Raw genomic sequence first — 17,834 nt, forward strand, 5'->3', positions numbered from 1 at the left:
GACGTAGTACTAAATTCTTAAGTCATTCGATTCATTTCTGCCTTTTCCCGTCCGATAAGAAAAGAGAACGAGCCATTTATTGGCGTTGTAGCTAGCCAATTTTAACAACTTAGGAGGGAACAGGAAATGGAAAGGATTTCTCGGCTGTCTTTACGGCACAAATTAGCGATCCCGATTGTCGCTTTAGTCATAATTTGCTTTGTGATTCTGACGTGGATGAGCCAAAGTACGTTAAGCGATCAGTTGCACCGCGACTTGGAGCGTGAATTGAGAAGTGTTGGCCTGTTAACAGCATCTTCGCTTGATCCGAGTGACGTAGAGGCGGTTATGGGCGTTACCGATGAGACGGATGAAGCATTTGTCCACTTGCAAAACCAGCTAGAGACGATTATGGAAAAGCAAGGCATTATGTACTGGAGTTACATTTGGCAAATGGAAGGGGACAGCGTGATCCCACTCGGCTTTACGAAAAATTTAGAGGACGTTTATAACGTTGGCGAATCGTTCGATAACTTGGCAGCGATTCATATTGAAGGCGGGCATCAAGCGATCGAATCAGGGGAACCTGTCGTCACCGATGTCTTTGAAGATGACTTCGGTACGTGGAGCACCGTCTTTAGCCCAATTGAAAACGAACATGGCGAAACGGTTGCTGTCATTGGCATCGATTACTCGGCGGAGTACATTGACAGCATTCTCGGCGAGCTGCAACTTAGCCAATGGTTGACAGCAATCATTGGAACGCTCATCGTTGCCTGTTTCGTTTATTTTGTCGTAAATGGCCTCTTGAAGCCATTGAAACAAGTCGTTCAAGTGACAAATAAAGTTGCTGACGGAGACTTAGCTGTTCCATCTTTAGCGGTACGCAGCAAAGATGAAGTAGGGCAAATGGCTAATGCGTTAAACCAAATGGTGCAAAGTTTGCGTGGGCTGATCCAAAATATGGCCTATGCGTCTGAGCAAGTAGCAGCGTCATCGCAACAAGTGGCAGCCGCTTCGAACCAAACAGAGCAAGCTGCAAATGAAGTGGTCGCCGTAATGGGTGACATGGCAGAAGGCGCACGAGTTTCCCAGCAAGCAGCAGAGGATACGGCGAAGGCGACGGAAGAAAACGCCCAAGGGATTCAGCGTATCGCCCAATCGTCAGCAGTCGTTGCCGAGTCTGCCCAAAAGACAGCGGCAGAAGCGAGCCAAGGCAATGACATTATCCAAAATGTTGTGCAGCAAATGCAATCTGTCAGCGAGTCGGTTAATCAAGCAGGAAAAGAAGTGCAAGAACTTGGCGAACGGTCTAGTGAAATCGGAAAAATTGTTGAGCTTATTACGAACATCGCCAACCAAACGAATTTGCTTGCACTGAATGCGTCGATTGAAGCTGCGAGGGCAGGCGAGAATGGCCGTGGCTTTGCAGTCGTGGCAGGAGAAGTCGGCAAGTTGGCTGAACAATCAGCAGCCTCTGCCAAACAAATTACTGATATTATCGCCGAAATTCAGACGGTCACTGAGCGTTCTGTTGAATCGATGGCTACGGGGACAAAAGATGCGGAAGAAGGGCTTACCAGCGTTAATGAAGCAGGAAAGGTATTCCAGCGGATTTTAGGAGCTGCCGAACAAGTCGCGGCCCAAGTAGAGGAAGTGTCTTCTGTATCGGAACAATTATCGGCTAATTCAGAGGAGGTTGCCGCCTCTGTCCAAGAATTAACCGGATTTGCCGAAGAAACGACCAACCGAACAGACAATGTTACGACCGTTTCTAAGGAACAGCTCGCTGCGATGAAGGAAATCGCCGCAAGTTCTGATTCACTTACACAGATGGCGGAGCAACTGCAAGAATCGATGAACCAATTTAAGCTTGAGCAGCAAAAGGATGTGTTGGAATGAACGGCATAAAAGGCAAAACAGCTGTTGTCACAGGAGCGAGCAAAGGCATTGGCCGGGCTGTGGCGTTGGAGCTCGCTAAAGCTGGTGCGGACGTGCTCGTTAATTTTATTGGCGATCCGGAGGAAGCAGAAGAAGTGCGAGCGATCGCCGCTTCCTATGGCGTACGCGCGATCAAGTGGCACGCCGATGTCAGTGATCCCCAGCAAGTGAGAGATATGTATGCCCTCGTTGATCGGGAATTTGGCAAAATCGACATCCTTGTCAACAATGCAGGGATTGCGGAAGAGGCGCCTATCATAGATATGACGGATGAAGGCTGGGACCGAATGATCCGCGTCCATCTGTATGGGACCTTTTACAATTGCCGCGAAGCCGCAAAACGGATGACGGAAGCGAAAGCTGGAAAGATCATGAACATTTCCTCTGATTTAGGCCATCTAGGTTGTGAGAACTTCTCCCATTATTCAGCGGCAAAGGGAGCGATTAACGCTTTTACGAAATCATTAGCACGTGAATTGGCTCCTCATGTGTTAGTCAATGCTGTGGCCCCTGGCGGCACATGGACCGATATTCTTTCTTCGTTTGGCGACGATTATGCAGAAGAGGAAGCGCAAAAATACCCATTAAAACGACTTGCTAAACCAGAGGAAATTGCCAAAAGTGTGCTGTTTTTAGCTTCTGATGACGCCAATTTTTACACGGGGCAAATACTTGGGCCAAACGGTGGGGCTGTCATGCCATGATAGGAGAGGACACGCAATGGAAGGAATAATCATTTTTCTCATTTACTTAATTTTTATTTACTATATGGGCTATAAAGGTTACCAACGTGTGCAAACAGCAGAGGATTTAATCGTCGCTGGTTGGAGTATGCCCCTTTATGTCGTAACCGGCAGCTTAGTCGCTGCTTTGCTCGCTGCCCCATTCTTTTTTGCCGCAGTCGGCTCTGGCTACACAAGCGGCGGCTTCGAGGGAACCGCGACAATGGCCGGTTTAGGGACATGCATGATTCTTGGTGCCCTTATTTGGACAAGGCCGCTCAGGCGCTTGCGCGGCTGGACGATTGCAGACTATTATGGTTTGCGGTTTGCCAGCAAAAAACTTGGCGCCTATACAGGCTCCGTTATGGCCGTTGCATTTGGCTTTTTTAATGCAGGCGCACTGACCGTTGGCGGAACATATGTCATTCAAACGATTTTTGCGATCGATTTTATCCCGGCCGCTTGTCTGTTTGTGCTGTTAACCGTTGTTTATTCAGCCATTGGCGGTCTATGGGCGGTTGCTTATACGGAAATTGTGCAAGGGGTTGTCGCCTTAATTGGCATTTTAGGAATTGCTGGAGTGGTCTTGTTTACACACGGCGATTTAACCTTTCAGCCAGACTGGTGGAATGTAGGCAATTTATTTGAAAAAGGCGGCGTCGAGTTTTGGGCGCTCTATTTGGTGCTCGCCCTCGGAGACATTCCCGCCGCAGATCTTGGCCAACGTGTCGCCGGCGCCAAAAGCCCACGCGTTGCCTACTTGAGCATGATTATTGCCGGAGTGATTGTCATTAGCATCAGTTGGATACCAGGCATGTTAGGCGAAGCCTTTAAAACGATCTTTCCAAACAGCGACAATCCAGAAATGCTCATGATTATGTTTGCTGACGGCTATTTCCCGCCAATCATTTCAGCGATCTTTCTTACATCGTTGGCGGCAATGGGCATGTCAACGCTTGCCGCTTGTTATGTGGCATCGGCTGGTATTTGGACGAAGAACATTTATCTTGATTTAATCAACGACCAGCCTGACCCGAAAAAGTTGCTGCTGTTTTCTCGGATTGCCATTTGTGTGAGTGCGGCGCTTGGGCTTCTACTCGCATTAGGTTTCCAAAAAGTCATTGATCTTGCCTATTTAGCTTGGGATGTCGTGTTTGTGACGTTGTTTTGGCCGATTGTCCTTGCGCCATTTTGGGGACGTGTCAGCACAAAAGCCGTTTGGGCCAGTGTGACGCTCGGGCTTCTTTCTTACGCGGTAACAACGTTTACCGGCGTTCCTGGGCCTGAAGTAGCATCAACAGGATTTCTCGGTCTGTTAGTGGAACTGTGGCATTTGCCGGTCTTTTTCGGTGTGGTAATTTCAGGCTTGACGATCGTTATCACAAGTTTGATTTCCCCAGCAACACCTGAAGTGCGGAACATGCATGAACTTGAAAAGATACCGACGGCAGATGAGTAGCGGTAATGGCGCCCTACACACTGTCATCAATAGAAGGCTTGTTGCTTTTTTGGCAACAAGCTTTTTTCCTATTTATGTTGTCTCTCCACTCTGCTACTGCCCTCTGACTAAAGGCAGCGCTGCACAATGGATGCCGCCGCCAATTTTGCGGATTTCCGTCGTGTCAATCGTCTTTGTGCGAATGCCTGCCTGTTGTAGCTGTTTGATCGTGCCTGGATATTCAGAAGCAATCAAGACATGGCCAGGCGCTAAGGTGAGACAGTTGGCGGCACGGTCTGGATCATCGGCGTCTGTATAGATCAGGCGATAGCCCCTTGACCTTAGTTCTTTCAAAAACCAATAAGGAAGCCGCTTTGGCTCGACTAGAGCGGTCTTTGTATCGACAAGCATAAACAGCTCATCTAAGTGGATGCGGTCAGCAGGCAAGTCGACGACCATCAACTCCATTTCTTGCCATGCTAAAATGGTGCGGAGCTGGTCAATGCCTGCTTGGTTAACGCGGACCGAACGGCCAACGACAGCAGATCGTTCATCTAGCATGGTAAAGCTGCCGCCTTCCATAAATCCGTTGCCTTGAATCGTGGCCAAGACTGGCATGCCTAATTTGGCAAAAGTACGGTAAGCCGCTTGTTCTTCGCCTTGGCGGATGCCTAAAGCGAGCCTTGCCAAGATGACGCCACCAGGAACAACAAGGCCTAAATCATGAATATAGACTGACTTCGGGTGATTTGGTGAAACAAAATCCAAGTCTATGACTTCTGCACCGCTATCCAGCAAAGCTTGGCGCAGCTGATCATGTTGGCGATGCAATAGCGCCACATCAATCGGGTCTGTCCCAGTCAAATCGTTGCCAATGACATCTTGGTTGTCATGTAAAATTTGGTCGTCTATATACGTTTCATAACTTTTGTTGTCTAGTTGTCGCAATTCGTTACCAGGACGGTGAATCAGCACTTTTTGAATGGGACCAACTGGAGAGCAGGCTCCCCATAGGCCGCCCCACACCGCTTGTTGTGCGTCTATGTCATAAAAGGAATCGACAACCAATCGTTGTCCAGGCAAATGATTTGAAGGCAATGGCAAGTAACATCTCTCCTTAGTATAATTAAGCATCTTCTCCTAGTGTCGACAAACGAGAAGGCAGTAATACGTGAAATAAACGGAAGAGACATGGCCTGAGCTTGCGCAATTTGAATCAAAAAAAAGAAAAGACGGTTTGCTATGATAAAAGGGCGAGAGGGGGGAGGACGATCGATTACAACGAAAGCATCCAAACGAGCATTGCCTATATTGAGAGCCATTTACAGGACCCCATTTCGGTTGCGGATGTGGCAAAAAAGGCTGGCTATTCGCCGTATCATTTCCACCGTGTGTTTTTACGGGAAGTCGGGCTAAGCTTGTCAGAATATATAAAGCGACGCCGCCTTTGTTTTGCAGCGAAAACATTATTGCATACAGACACACCTGTTATTGAAGTGGCAATTGCCTGTGGCTTCGAAAGCCAAGAAGCGTTTACACGCGCGTTTAAACGGCTATATGGCTTGCCGCCTGCCCGTTATCGCACTCGATTTCAACCACATCAATTCATTCAGGAAAATGGAGGGAACACAATGGATTTGCAAACATCTCCGATAAAACACTGGTTTTTAAGCGGCAGTCAGCCTGCCGAATACGAGTATGGATTGGATACCGAAACCGTTCATCAAGGCAGCGTATCGGCTTATTTGAAATCGTATGCCCTTCAAGAAGAGGACGACTTTGCAACGCTCATGCAGCAATTCAATGCCAAAAACTATGTAGGAAAACGTGTCCGCTTTTCTGGTTTCGTCAAAACCAAAAATGTCACCAATTATTGTGGCTTATGGATGCGAGTCGATAACAATATGAACGATGCGCTCCAATTCGACAACATGTCAAACCGCAAAATTGTAGGAACGACCAACTGGAACCGCTACGCGATTGTATTAGATGTCCCTGAAAACAGTGCCGTTATTTCCTTTGGCCTTTTGTTGTCTGGCAAAGGGCAAGCATGGCTCGATAGCTGCTCCTTTGAAGTCGTTGACAAAAAGGTGCCGTCGACAAACATAGAGATGAATTTTACGATGTATGATGAACCGTTAAATTTGTCTTTTCAAGATTAAGGAATAAGAGCAGAGCCTTTGCAAATCGCAAAGGCTCTTTTTAGTGTATGGAAAAATCGGCATTGACAAAAATATGATTTTTGTATATATATGATATATACAATATAAACAAAGTATACATTGAAAACTCGATTCATTCAATGTATACAAGGGAAAGAAAATGGGGAAGACGTTGGCACAAGTGCTTATCGGTTGGCCAACGCAAACAGTCTCGTTTGGTTTTTCTCAAGCTAATCGATTCGCACAGCGGATTGACTATCATCTTACAATCAAGAAGGAGAATGGATATGTCGTTTATTTTAGAAGTAGACCATTTGAGAAAACAATATTCCGATTCGGCTTTTGCCTTAAAGGATGTGTCTTTTTCGATACCGTACGGCTCGATTGTTGGATTTATCGGAGAAAACGGAGCAGGGAAGTCGACAACGATGGGGTCGATTTTAGGAACACTCCAGAAAGACAGCGGCATGATTCATGTTTTTGGAGAAGAGATGGCACCGGACAAACTACATCTAAAAGAGAATATCGGCGTTGTGTTTGATGACATCAAACTGCCTGGAGACTTAAACATTGTGAAACTAGGAAATGTCTTTCAGCGAATTTACAAGCAATGGAATCAAAACACGTTTGACCACTATGTTGATTTCTTTTCCTTGCCAAGAAACAAGAAAATTAGAGGGTTTTCACGGGGAATGTCGATGAAGCTTTCCGCTGCCGTTGCCTTGTCCCACGATGCCAAATTGTTAATATTGGATGAAGCGACAGCAGGCCTAGACCCGACGGGAAGGGATGAATTGTTAGATGTATTAAAAGAATTTGTCCAAGACGGTAAGCGGGGCATTTTGTTGTCTTCCCATATTACGAGCGACATTGAAAAAATCGCTGATTCTCTCGTGTTCATTAAGAACGGGGAAATCTTGTTAAACGTTAAAAAAGCCGAATTGCGGGAGAAATACGCGATTTTGCAATGTCGTCAAAATGAGTTTGACCTTATCCAGCAAAATTTGATTCTTACGTATAAAAAAAATGGAGACACCGTCGATGTGCTCGTGTCTGATCGGGAACAAGTGCCTTCTTCGATCGCGAAAAAAGACTTTACTATTGATGATATGACGCTTTTGTTAATGAGAGGTGAAACAGCATGAAAGGCCTAGTCTTAAATCAATACTACTCTGTTGGAAAAAGTTTGTGGAATTATATCGCGTTAAGTGTGGTCATCACCGCGATTCTTCTGTTTACCCAAAATGAGATGCTGATGCAGTTTGCAGCATGGTTGCCGCTCTTTTTTATGATTACGCCAGCACTAGAAGTATTAAAACATGAGTCGATGTCAGGCTGGAGTAAATTTGTGCTTACGCTGCCTTTAAAAAGACGGGAAGTGGTACAAAGCCACTATCTTTTTTACTCGATGATGATCATCATTGGCTTAATCATAACCGTTGTGCTCTTTATGGTCGCTGATTCCATCATTGGGCAAGTGATGACAGATTCCGCCGTTTATAAGATGATGAATGGTGTTGGGCTCGTCCTTATTGCAGGCTTGCTTAACTACCCATTGACGTACCAGCTAGGGACCGAAAAATCGGATGGGATTCTTGTCTTTAGCATCATGGCTGCAGTCGGGGCGTTTTTACTAAGTTCTTGGCTATTTGAAATTCTTCTAGGCGCTGTTTCGCTAGATGCACTACAGGGGATGAATCTCGATATGTTGTTCTCTGGAAGTTTTTTAGCAGTCTCGTTAGTGCTTTTCATTGCCTCTTATGTAATTGCGTTGTATGTGTTTAAAAGGAAAGAGTTTTAAGTTGCGAGGTCAACAAAAAACGGTGCTTCGCTAAAGGCACCGTTTTTACTGACCAAATTCTTTTTTTACGGTTTGCAATGCTGCTCCGATCACTTGATGCATATCGTAGTATTTATAAGTAGCTAATCTCCCCCCGAAAATCACATGCTGCTCTTGTTCGGCTAATTGTTTATACATTTGGTAGATTTGATTGTTTCTTTTATCATTGATTGGATAATACGGTTCGTCACCTGGCTTCCACTCTTTAGGGTACTCTTCGGTAATGACGGTCTTCTTTTGGTTGCCAAATTCAAAATGTTTATGTTCAATGATTCTAGTAAAGGGTGTGTCGCGATCAGTATAATTGACAACCGCAGTTCCTTGATAGTTATTGGTGTCTTCTAACTGTTTTGTTTTAAAATGCAAGCTTCGGTATTCCAATGTTCCGTAAACGTAATCAAAGTATTGATCGATCATCCCGGTATAGACGATTTTCTTTGTTGTCTTTTCTAGATCAGCTCGAGTGGCAAAATAGTCAGTATTCAAACGAACGTCAACGCCTGCTAGCATTTTCTCAATGATCTGGCTGTATCCTCCGATAGGAATTCCTTGGTACTTGTCGTTAAAATAATTGTTATCGTACGTAAAGCGGACAGGTAATCTTTTAATAATAAAAGCAGGTAATTCCTTCGCAGGTCGTCCCCACTGTTTTTCTGTATACCCCTTTATGAGCTTTTCATAAATGTCAGTTCCGACTAATGAAATGGCTTGTTCTTCTAAGTTCCTTGGTTCCGTAATATTCGCGGCGTCCCGTTGTTCCTTGATTTTTTGTTTAGCTTCTTCGGGTGTGGTCACACCCCATAGCTGATGGAATGTGTTCATATTAAAAGGGAGGTTATAGATCTCTCCTTTGTAATTGGCAATTGGGGAATTCGTATAACGGTTAAAATCAGCAAATTGATTCACATAGTCCCAGATTTCTTTGTGATTTGTATGAAAAATATGGGCCCCATATTGATGAACTTGAATGCCCGCTACTGTTTTGGTATAAACATTGCCACCGATGTGGTCTCGTTTATCAATTACAAGGCAACGCTTTCCTCTTTTTGTTGCCTCATAGGCAAAAACGGAACCGAATAACCCCGCCCCAACGATTAAATAGTCATATTGCATTGTGAAACCACCTTCTAAAATATTCCCTATGATGAAAGGCAAGGTTCTCTTATTCTACAAGCAGTAATTATAACTATATTTTCAGCGATTTGTCCAACTGATCAAAAATGGATGATGGTCACTTAAATATGCTATAGTTACTAATAATGATCACATGTGTTAGCCATTGAAAGGGACCACAATGAATACGGAAGCATTAGAATACTTTATAAAAGTGTACGAAAAGAAAAGTGTTACGGCGGCAGCTAAAGAATTATATATTACTCCACAAGGGGTTAGTAAAACCATTAAACAACTTGAATTGGAGTTAGAGACAGAACTGTTTTACCGGGGCCCCAGAGGAGTGGAGGCAACAGAAGCTGGGGAATTGCTGCATGCGCGAGCGAAACATCTTCGTTACTTAATTGAAGATATTAAAAAAGAAATAAGCATTGTCAGTGGTCGAAAAGGCTTGTTAAATGTGCTCGTTACATATTCTTCCTCACTGGCGATACCAGTAGACTATTTGCTTCGTTTCACAGAGATCTATCCAGATATTCAATTGAAAATAAGGGAATATCCCGATGAATTCCCGCTCGACCCACTCTTTCAGGAAGAAGTGGATATAGGGCTCGTTCTGGAGCCAGATGAAATCGAAAACTGTGAAACAGAGTTAGTCGCTGAGGGTGAGGCCGTTATTATTGTAGCGAAAACCCATCCGCTGGCAGAAAAAGATGTCTTTTCCGTCGTTGATTTAGAAAATGTGCCGTTAATCATAAAAGCGGCCGGCACAGGTAGAGAACATCGATTTGTGGAAACATGCCTCGAACATGGATTTACACCAAACATTACTCATGAATTCGGAAACACAATCACAGCCCATCGTTTATGTGAAGCGAATGGCCAAGTGGCTGTCTCCGTTGATTTTGTTGAAGAAGCGATAGGCAATGAAAACATAAAAGTCATTCGACTAAAAGAAAGCATCCCACAAAACGTGTACCTTGTTTTTAGAAAAAGGGATATGCAATCGAAGGCTGTTTCTCAATTTCAAAATTACATGAAAGAAAAAAGCAAATGGCTTTGATGAGAACCTTTCCTGTCTAAGCGATTTGTTTTTTTGTGGGCAAAAAAGGCTAGTACAAATGAGATGAACATTGTGTGTATGAACGAATCGTTACTACCTCCTAACTTTTCGTTGATGGTTAACCCTATTTAGATACGGTACCCTAATGGTGTAACCACCTGAAACCGTATACAAACAACGGTTACAAAAATGGGCAGAGCGGGGGAAAGACATGAGTAAGACGAAGGGGAGCAAGAAAACGCTAGGAATTATCGCCATCATTGCGATCGTATTGATCATTGCGACTGCAATCACGGCGTCATTTGTAAGCGTGGGACAAATGGTAAAAATCTTGCTTATTGGTGTTATCATTCTTGGAATCGTTATCTTTGTTTTTGGCTTTATGCAAGCGAGACGAAATCCAACCGAGAAAAAAGGGAAGCGGAGAATATGGCTCTCGCTACTGAGTCTTGGTGTGATTGCCGTCGTCATCCTTAATGGTGTTATTTATAATTTTAACGTTGTTATCAATCAATACTTAGCGAAAGCGGAAATTGATGAAGAAGAACGAGCGAAGGTGACAGCAGACGCAAAAGCGACTTCGGAAGAAGTTGAAAACGAAGGAATTGTTCTTCTTGAAAATAAAGGCAATGCACTTCCACTGAATGTGGACAATGCCACTGAAAAGAATGTCAATGTGTTTGGCCAAGCGTCAGTGAGAATGTTCTATGGGGGCAGCGGCTCTGGCGCAGGGGAGGAAAAAGAAAACATTGATCTTCAACAAGGACTGGAAAATGCAGGGTTTGTCGTCAATGATGAACTGACTGACTTTTACCAAGAGCATGCTCCTGAAAAAGAGGAACAGAACAACTTAAATATAACAGGCGGTGATTATACGTTGAGCGAACCGCCAAACAGTGAAATGAGCGAAGACATGTGGGCAAATGCAGAGCAGTTCTCTGACGTGGCTTTAATTGTTCTCGCACGGACAGGCGGAGAAGCGGACGATTTGCCATTTGAGACAGCCGAGTATGGCGGGTCCGAAGATCGTCATTTTCTAGAATTGACGGAGCAAGAAGAAGAATTAATTGATACGGTTACCTCTAGAGATTTTGAGAAGGTCGTCGTCGTGCTTAACTCAAGCAATGCGATGGAATTAGGATTTTTAGAAGAGAAAGAGATTGATGCTGCGATTTGGATTGGTTTTCCTGGTTCCACAGGAAACAACAGCGTAGGCAATGTTTTAGCTGGCAATGTAAACCCGTCTGGACGATTGGTAGACACGTATGCCTACGACGTCACATCATCGCCAGCTTATTACAATGCAGGTGACTTTAAGTATGCCAATACGGAGCATAAGGCAGTCGATAAAATATTTGGCGAATACGACAATTTCCACACATTTGTTAATTATGAAGAAGGCATTTATGTCGGCTATCGTTACTATGAAACTCGTTTTGTTGATAATGAAACCGGAGAGATTGACGAAGAGGCCTACCAACAAGTTGTCCAATATCCGTTCGGTTACGGCTTGAGTTATACGAACTTCGACCAGGAGATCACCGATTACCAAACTACGGATGATGTGATTGCAGTTGAAGTGACAGTGACAAATACAGGAAATGCAGCAGGCAAAGAAGTCGTTCAGTTGTATTACACCCCTCCGTATTATGAAGATGGAATGGAGAAGTCACATGTTGTGCTCGGTGCTTTTGACAAAACGGAGTTGCTTGAACCAGGCGCTTCAGAAACAGTCAAACTGGAGATTCCAGTTGAGGAAATGGCATCCTACGACGACCAACATGAAAAAGCCTATGTGCTTGATCATGGAACCTATGAAATCAAACTGATGGAAAATGCCCATGAAGTAATCGATTCTAGAACGTATGAAGTGAATGACACGATTGTATATAACGAAGAGAACAAACGTGCTTCCGATCACATGACCGCAACAAATGTGTTTGATGAGGCAAGGGGCGATTTAACGTATGTATCACGAGCTGATTGGGAAGGCACATTGCCAACAGAGCGGACCGAAGATAAGGAGGCATCGCCAGAGCTGCTTCAAGCTTTGGAAGATCCGGAAGTCGTCAACCATCCAGATGACGCAGATATTGTTTTTGCAGACCATGGATTGGAACTTGAAGATGTAGCAGGTCTAGATTATGACGATCCAAAATGGAACGATTTGCTGGAACAACTTTCTGTGGAAGAAATGGCGCAATTAATCGGCTTTGGCGGATATGCAACACAACCGCTTGAATCAATTAATAAGCCTGCGACAACAGATGTGGACGGACCAGCAGGGATCAACCATCTAGTTAACGGACTGAAAGGAACACAGTATCCGAACGCAGTCGTTCTTTCCTCGACATGGAATGTCGATCTCGTTCAGCAGATGGGAGAAGCACTCGGCAATGAAGCGTTGGCTTACGGCATTAGCGGGTGGTACGCTCCAGGCATGAATATTCACCGGACGCCGTTCTCTGGGCGAAACTTTGAATATTATTCTGAGGATGGATTGCTGTCAGGCAAGATGGGCTCCGCTGTCGTTCAAGGAGCGCTGTCGAAAGGAGTCTATCCTTACATCAAACACTTTGCTATGAACGACCAAGACACGAACCGTTACGGGGTTGCGACTTGGTCAAATGAACAAGCGATACGTGAGCTTTATCTCAAACCGTTTGAGCTGTCTGTAAAAGAGGGTGGAGCGACGGCTGTAATGTCTGCTTATAACCGAATTGGCACAACGTGGGCCGGTGTACATGAAGGTTTGCTAACAACGGTTCTTCGTGAAGAGTGGGGCTTTAATGGCATGGTTGTTTCCGATTTCGACCGATTCCCATTCATGATTCCAGATTTGATGATTCGCGCCGGCAATGACTTAATGCTGACAACCGTTGGCGATAAGCCGACAGAATTGAGTACAGAAACGAACACCGGTAAACAAGCAATGCGAAAAGCGAGCCACAATATTCTTTATACCGTTGCCAACAGCAATGCACTTGAAATCAACGCGACGCCATATCCGTATTGGCTACTCGCTCTCGGTGCAGGGGATACGATCCTGCTTGCATTGCTGGCGCTTGGCTTCAACAAAGTGACACGGCGGAAACACGACGTGACGGGAACAAGCGAAACGTAAAAGGATACAGAGAGAACAGCAAGTTTCACACTAGAGGATAGAGCTTAGGCGGTAGCTGCTTGTCGGCTGCCGCCCTAAGGCTAAATGGGGATACGGAGATGAAACATAAACACTTAATCGAACAGATGACATTGGAGGAGAAGGCCTCCTTAATGTCTGGGAAAGATTTCTGGCAGACTCAGGATATTGCCCGCCTCGGGATTAACAGCATCTTTCTCGCGGATGGCCCCCATGGCGTTCGCAAGCAGGCGAAAGCAGCGGACCACCTTGGTCTAAACCCAAGCATTCCGGCGACATGTTTTCCTACAGCGGCCACAGTGGCGAACAGCTGGAACGCTGAACTAGGGGAGAAAATCGGACAGTATCTCGGGAAAGAGGCGGTATCGCAGAAAGTCCATGTGCTGCTTGGACCTGGCGTCAATATGAAGCGAGATCCGTTGTGCGGAAGAAACTTTGAGTATTTCAGCGAGGATCCCTACCATGCTGGCAAAATGGCCGCAAGCTATATACGCGGCATTCAGTCGCAAGGAATTTCAGCGTGTGTTAAACACTTTGCTGCCAATAACCAAGAAGAAAGAAGAATGTCGATCGACACGATTGTCGATGAACGAACGTTAAGAGAAATTTATTTAACCGCATTTGAAATCGCTGTTCACGAAGGCCAGACTAAGACGGTCATGTCATCTTACAATAAGCTCAACGGAGCTTATACCAATGAAAACGTCCATTTAATGCGTGACATTTTGCGAGACGAGTGGAATTTCGATGGCGTGGTCGTAACCGATTGGGGAGGAAGCCACGACCGTGTCGCTGGCTTAATCGCCGGAAACGAACTAGAAATGCCAACAACGGCAGGGGAAACAAACCAAGAGATAATCGACGCAATCCAAAGTGGCAAATTAAAAGAAGACGTATTAGATGAATGCGTTGATCGCTTATTAACGCTTATTTTCACTACAGAAGAAGCGTTCCAACAGCAACATGAAATTGTGTTTGATCAAAAAGCCCATCATCAAGTTGCACAACAAGCGGCGGAAGAATCGATTGTCCTGTTGAAAAATGAAGAGCATATCTTACCCCTTAAGAAAGGGACAAAGGTCGCTATTATTGGCGACTTCGCCGAAAATCCAAGGTACCAAGGAGCCGGCTCTTCCATTGTGAATCCGACCATTTTAGATCATACGCTTGATTGTGTTAAAAAATCAGTCATTGAGCATGTTGGCTATGAACCGGGATTTGAGCGTTATGGTAAACGAAATAAAAAGAAACTCGAAAGAGCATGCGCGCTCGCGAAACAAGCAGACGTTGTTCTTCTCTACATCGGATTAGATGAAGCAACAGAGGCTGAAGGGTTAGACCGTGAAAACATGAAAATCCCAGAAAATCAAATTGAATTACTCCACACTTTAGCAGAAGTGAATCCCAATATTGTCGTCATATTGTCGTGTGGTTCTGCGATTGAAATGCCTTGGATCGATAAAACAAAAGGGCTTGTCCACGGCTATTTAAGTGGCCAGGCGGGGGCAACAGCGATCTTTCGAGTATTGACCGGTGAGGTAAATCCATCAGGGAAATTAGCAGAAACGTACCCATTAACTTATGAGGACACACCAAGCTATCACCATTTTCCTGGAAAAGAAGTGACAGTCGAATACCGGGAATCCTTGTATATCGGCTATCGTTATTATGATACAGCCAACGTTCCAGTATTGTTCCCATTCGGCTATGGACTTAGTTACACAACGTTCGAATATGGAGACATTCAAGTAAGCAAGGATCAAGTAACTTTTTCGCTGACGAATACGGGGAATGTAGCCGGAAAGGAAATCGCGCAAGTATATATTGGTTGTCAATCAGACGCGATTTTTCGCCCGAAAAAAGAACTAAAGGGATTTAAAAAGGTGTTCTTACGCGCAGGTGAAACGAAGACGGTCACGATTCCTTTAGATGATAAAGCGTTTCGCTATTTCAATGTCAAAACGAATCAATGGGAGATTGAAACGGCAACGTATGACGTAATGATCGGTGCATCTAGTGTTGATATCCGTCTTTCAGAATCACTCATGATCGAAGGGACAAATGCGCCAATTCCTTATGATAAAGAGAAACTACCAACGTATTATGAGGGGAAAGCAAACAATGTGAACGTGGAAGAATTTGAGCAATTACTAGGCCGTCACGTTCCAGTGGCTACATGGGATCGCTCCAAACCATTAGGCTATAACGACACGATTGCCCAATGCCAGTATGCGAAAGGAATGGCCGCAAGACTCGCCTTTCACTGCATCACGTTTGCTCATCGCTTTTTAAAGAGAATCGGAAAGCGTGAGACTGCCAATCTCATTATGATGTCTGTCTATCATATGCCGTTCCGCGGGATCGCAAGGTTAACAGGCGGAATGATCAATATGCCAATGGTAGACGGTCTTTTGTTAATCGCCAATGGCCACTTGTTTAAAGGGCTGCGCCACTTTCTCAGAGAACGAAAACAGTATAACAAACACTTGAAAAATAGAAGCCAATCTATATAGCAGTAGGGCGTCACAAAAAAGTTCTTGTTAAAAGCTCGATGAAGAAGCGCGACCAAAGCCTAAAAACATCTTTTGTTTTTAGGCTTTGAGGTTGTCGGCAAGTCGCTAACCGCACTCAAACTGATAGAAAACGATTTTCAGATGAGGCTAGCGGAACGAAGGAAGATGCGAATAGACGTGGGATGTGCAAGTGATTGCAAAAATCATCATTGGCTACCACAAAGCGAAAAAGGAGAGTACAATGAGAAATGAGATGGGGAAAGCTGAGCGTAAATCTACGGCGGGGCTGTTAGGCTTCTGGTCACGGTATAAGGAAAAACATCCAAATGTCGCTCAATTTCTCGTGTTTTTTGTTTTAAGTAATGGCATAACGGTTCTTCAGCTTGTACTGATGCCCGTTTTTAAAGGCATTTTTGCCCAAACGTCTTTAGTTGCAACAAGTTTTCAAGTGTTACAGTTTGGCCAGAATTTCGACGGAAGTCCGTATTATGTGTTTGACTATGCGGCAGGTGCTCTCTCCACAGGCGGCGGAGGGGGACTGGCTTACTTCCTTGCCGTGCAATTAACGATTGCGATTGCCCAGATTATCAACTTTTTTGCGCAAAGAAGCATTACATTTAAATCAAACAGTAATATTTGGAAGGCTGCCTTTTGGTATGTTGTCGCCTATATTATTATTACGATTGGGGCGGCGGCCGCGCAAGGCTTCTATAAAGCACCAATTTATAACTTGCTTATGAATACGTGGGGAATGGGTTCATTCGGTGAAACAGCGGCGGATGCAATCACCATGATTATTAACAGCGCCATTTCCTTCTGGGTATTCTTCCCGATCTTTAAACTTATTTTTAAACAGGAGCCAGAAAAACAAGCAAAATGAAGGTCGTGTAAACATGAAATTATTATCAGTAGTGATCCCTTGTTATAACTCGCAAGATTACATGAGATATTGCATTGAATCTTTGTTGCCAGGGGGAGATGCGGTAGAAATACTGATAGTGAATGACGGTTCTGTTGACCAGACAGCACAGATTGCAGATGACTATGCGAAGAGATATCCTACTATCGTAAAAGCGATTCACCAGGAAAATGGCGGGCATGGAGAAGCGGTAAACGCAGGCATTCGCCATGCGTCTGGCCTCTACTTTAAAGTAGTCGATAGCGATGACTGGGTCGACATTCGGGCATACTTAAAAGTGTTGGCGGCATTAAAAACATTTGTCTTAGAAAATAGCTACGTTGATTTGGTAATAAGCAATTACGTGTACGAAAAAGAAGGCGCTAAATATAAAAAGATCATCAAATATGACAATGCTTTGCCAGAGGGCACAGCGTTTACGTGGGACGATATCAACTATTTCCGCAAAGGCCAGTATCTGTTGATGCATTCCGCTATTTACCGGACACAATTGCTTCGGGATTGCGGGCTGCAGCTTCCAAAACATACATTTTATGTAGATAACTTGTACGTTTATACGCCTCTTCCACATGTAAAGACTCTTTATTATATTAATGTAGACTTTTACCGTTATTTTATTGGCAGAGAAGGGCAATCTGTCCAAGAAGCGATTATGATTAAGCGAATTGACCAGCAAATTAAAGTCAATAAATTAATGATTGAACAAGTGAATTTAGACGATGTCGAGAACGAAAAGCTACGTCACTATATGTTAAGCCATTTAGAAATTGTTACGGTTGTTTCTGCCATTCTACTCATTCGGTCAGGAACAGCAGAGAATTTACAGAAGAAAAAAGAATTAATGGAATACTTTAAAACCCATAATGTGCAACTATACCAAAGTTTAAGAAATGGAATTATGGGGCGTTTGATCAATTTGCCTGGACGAGCAGGGCGTCATATTTCTGTCGGTGCGTATAAAATCTCGCAAAAATTAGTAGGCTTTAATTAATGAACAAACGA

At 44.4% G+C, this 17,834-nt stretch carries 13 protein-coding genes; 11 read left to right on the plus strand and 2 right to left on the minus strand.

Translation table 11 applies throughout. From position 1 onward, the window contains the following. Positions 1 to 126: 126 nt before the first annotated feature. From BC8716_RS09975 to BC8716_RS09985, 3 genes are read left to right on the plus strand one after another with little or no spacing between them, the layout of a single operon-like run. The gene (locus BC8716_RS09975) at positions 127 to 1,881 is read left to right on the plus strand and encodes a methyl-accepting chemotaxis protein (protein ID WP_094425314.1); all 1,755 of its coding nucleotides are present in this window, start codon (positions 127 to 129) and stop codon (positions 1,879 to 1,881) included. Further along, complete coding sequence (locus BC8716_RS09980) at positions 1,878 to 2,624, plus strand: SDR family NAD(P)-dependent oxidoreductase (protein WP_094425316.1); 747 nt, start codon at positions 1,878 to 1,880, stop codon at positions 2,622 to 2,624. Before BC8716_RS09975 ends, BC8716_RS09980 begins: the two co-directional genes overlap by 4 nt. A 16-nt stretch (positions 2,625 to 2,640) precedes the next feature. Further along, complete coding sequence (locus BC8716_RS09985) at positions 2,641 to 4,101, plus strand: sodium:solute symporter family protein (protein WP_094425317.1); 1,461 nt, start codon at positions 2,641 to 2,643, stop codon at positions 4,099 to 4,101. Between the two features lie 93 nt (positions 4,102 to 4,194). On the opposite strand, the gene BC8716_RS09990 is transcribed toward BC8716_RS09985, so the two are convergent. Continuing rightward, entirely contained in the window at positions 4,195 to 5,184 is a 990-nt protein-coding gene (locus tag BC8716_RS09990) for a dimethylarginine dimethylaminohydrolase family protein (protein WP_094425319.1), read from the minus strand. 167 nt (positions 5,185 to 5,351) lie between these two features. Here BC8716_RS09990 and BC8716_RS09995 point away from each other — a divergent pair, with 167 nt between their 5' ends. The 3 genes from BC8716_RS09995 (at position 5,352) to BC8716_RS10005 (ending at position 8,043) form a co-directional block, all read left to right on the plus strand. After that, the gene (locus tag BC8716_RS09995) at positions 5,352 to 6,242 is read left to right on the plus strand and encodes a helix-turn-helix domain-containing protein (protein ID WP_169716005.1); all 891 of its coding nucleotides are present in this window, start codon (positions 5,352 to 5,354) and stop codon (positions 6,240 to 6,242) included. 287 nt (positions 6,243 to 6,529) lie between these two features. Beyond that, positions 6,530 to 7,387 carry an ABC transporter ATP-binding protein gene (locus BC8716_RS10000; protein WP_094425323.1) on the plus strand — a complete coding sequence of 286 codons (858 nt, stop codon included), beginning with the start codon at positions 6,530 to 6,532 and terminating at the stop codon, positions 7,385 to 7,387. Then, positions 7,384 to 8,043, plus strand: coding sequence for an ABC-2 transporter permease (locus BC8716_RS10005; protein WP_094425325.1), 660 nt, complete (start codon positions 7,384 to 7,386; stop codon positions 8,041 to 8,043). The genes BC8716_RS10000 and BC8716_RS10005 overlap by 4 nt, the downstream gene beginning before the upstream one ends. 45 nt (positions 8,044 to 8,088) lie before the next feature. Here the strand turns inward: BC8716_RS10005 and glf are convergent, their stop codons facing one another. Beyond that, positions 8,089 to 9,195 carry a UDP-galactopyranose mutase gene (gene glf / locus BC8716_RS10010; protein ID WP_094425327.1) on the minus strand — a complete coding sequence of 369 codons (1,107 nt, stop codon included), beginning with the start codon at positions 9,193 to 9,195 and terminating at the stop codon, positions 8,089 to 8,091. A 181-nt stretch (positions 9,196 to 9,376) separates the two neighbouring features. Between glf and BC8716_RS10015 the strand changes: the two genes are divergently transcribed. From BC8716_RS10015 to BC8716_RS10035, 5 genes are all read left to right on the plus strand, one after another. Then, positions 9,377 to 10,258, plus strand: a complete 882-nt coding sequence (locus BC8716_RS10015; protein WP_094425329.1) for a LysR family transcriptional regulator — start codon at positions 9,377 to 9,379, stop codon at positions 10,256 to 10,258. A 211-nt stretch (positions 10,259 to 10,469) separates the two neighbouring features. Then, on the plus strand, positions 10,470 to 13,382 hold the full coding sequence (locus tag BC8716_RS10020; protein ID WP_257253444.1) for a beta-glucosidase: 2,913 nt from the start codon (positions 10,470 to 10,472) through the stop codon (positions 13,380 to 13,382). 98 nt (positions 13,383 to 13,480) lie between these two features. Next, on the plus strand, positions 13,481 to 15,913 hold the full coding sequence (locus tag BC8716_RS10025; RefSeq protein ID WP_094429220.1) for a beta-glucosidase: 2,433 nt from the start codon (positions 13,481 to 13,483) through the stop codon (positions 15,911 to 15,913). Positions 15,914 to 16,103: 190 nt separating this feature from the next. Further along, positions 16,104 to 16,793: a hypothetical protein gene (locus BC8716_RS10030; RefSeq protein ID WP_257253448.1), complete on the plus strand. Its 690-nt coding sequence runs from the start codon at positions 16,104 to 16,106 to the stop codon at positions 16,791 to 16,793. A 13-nt stretch (positions 16,794 to 16,806) separates the two neighbouring features. Next, on the plus strand, positions 16,807 to 17,823 hold the full coding sequence (locus BC8716_RS10035; protein ID WP_094425331.1) for a glycosyltransferase family 2 protein: 1,017 nt from the start codon (positions 16,807 to 16,809) through the stop codon (positions 17,821 to 17,823). Positions 17,824 to 17,834: the final 11 nt, after the last annotated feature.

Source organism: Shouchella clausii (assembly GCF_002250115.1).
Classification (GTDB): domain Bacteria; phylum Bacillota; class Bacilli; order Bacillales; family Bacillaceae_D; genus Shouchella; species Shouchella clausii.

What these genes read in the sequence shown, in the direction of transcription:
- BC8716_RS09975 (WP_094425314.1), top strand. Translation starts at nt 127, where the DNA reads ATGGAAAGGATTTCTCGGCTGTCTTTACGGCACAAATTAGCGATCCCG.
- BC8716_RS09980 (WP_094425316.1), top strand. Translation starts at nt 1,878, where the DNA reads ATGAACGGCATAAAAGGCAAAACAGCTGTTGTCACAGGAGCGAGCAAA.
- BC8716_RS09985 (WP_094425317.1), top strand. Translation starts at nt 2,641, where the DNA reads ATGGAAGGAATAATCATTTTTCTCATTTACTTAATTTTTATTTACTAT.
- BC8716_RS10000 (WP_094425323.1), top strand. Translation starts at nt 6,530, where the DNA reads ATGTCGTTTATTTTAGAAGTAGACCATTTGAGAAAACAATATTCCGAT.
- BC8716_RS10005 (WP_094425325.1), top strand. Translation starts at nt 7,384, where the DNA reads ATGAAAGGCCTAGTCTTAAATCAATACTACTCTGTTGGAAAAAGTTTG.
- glf (WP_094425327.1), bottom strand. Translation starts at nt 9,195, where the DNA reads ATGCAATATGACTATTTAATCGTTGGGGCGGGGTTATTCGGTTCCGTT.
- BC8716_RS10015 (WP_094425329.1), top strand. Translation starts at nt 9,377, where the DNA reads ATGAATACGGAAGCATTAGAATACTTTATAAAAGTGTACGAAAAGAAA.
- BC8716_RS10020 (WP_257253444.1), top strand. Translation starts at nt 10,470, where the DNA reads ATGAGTAAGACGAAGGGGAGCAAGAAAACGCTAGGAATTATCGCCATC.
- BC8716_RS10025 (WP_094429220.1), top strand. Translation starts at nt 13,481, where the DNA reads ATGAAACATAAACACTTAATCGAACAGATGACATTGGAGGAGAAGGCC.
- BC8716_RS10035 (WP_094425331.1), top strand. Translation starts at nt 16,807, where the DNA reads ATGAAATTATTATCAGTAGTGATCCCTTGTTATAACTCGCAAGATTAC.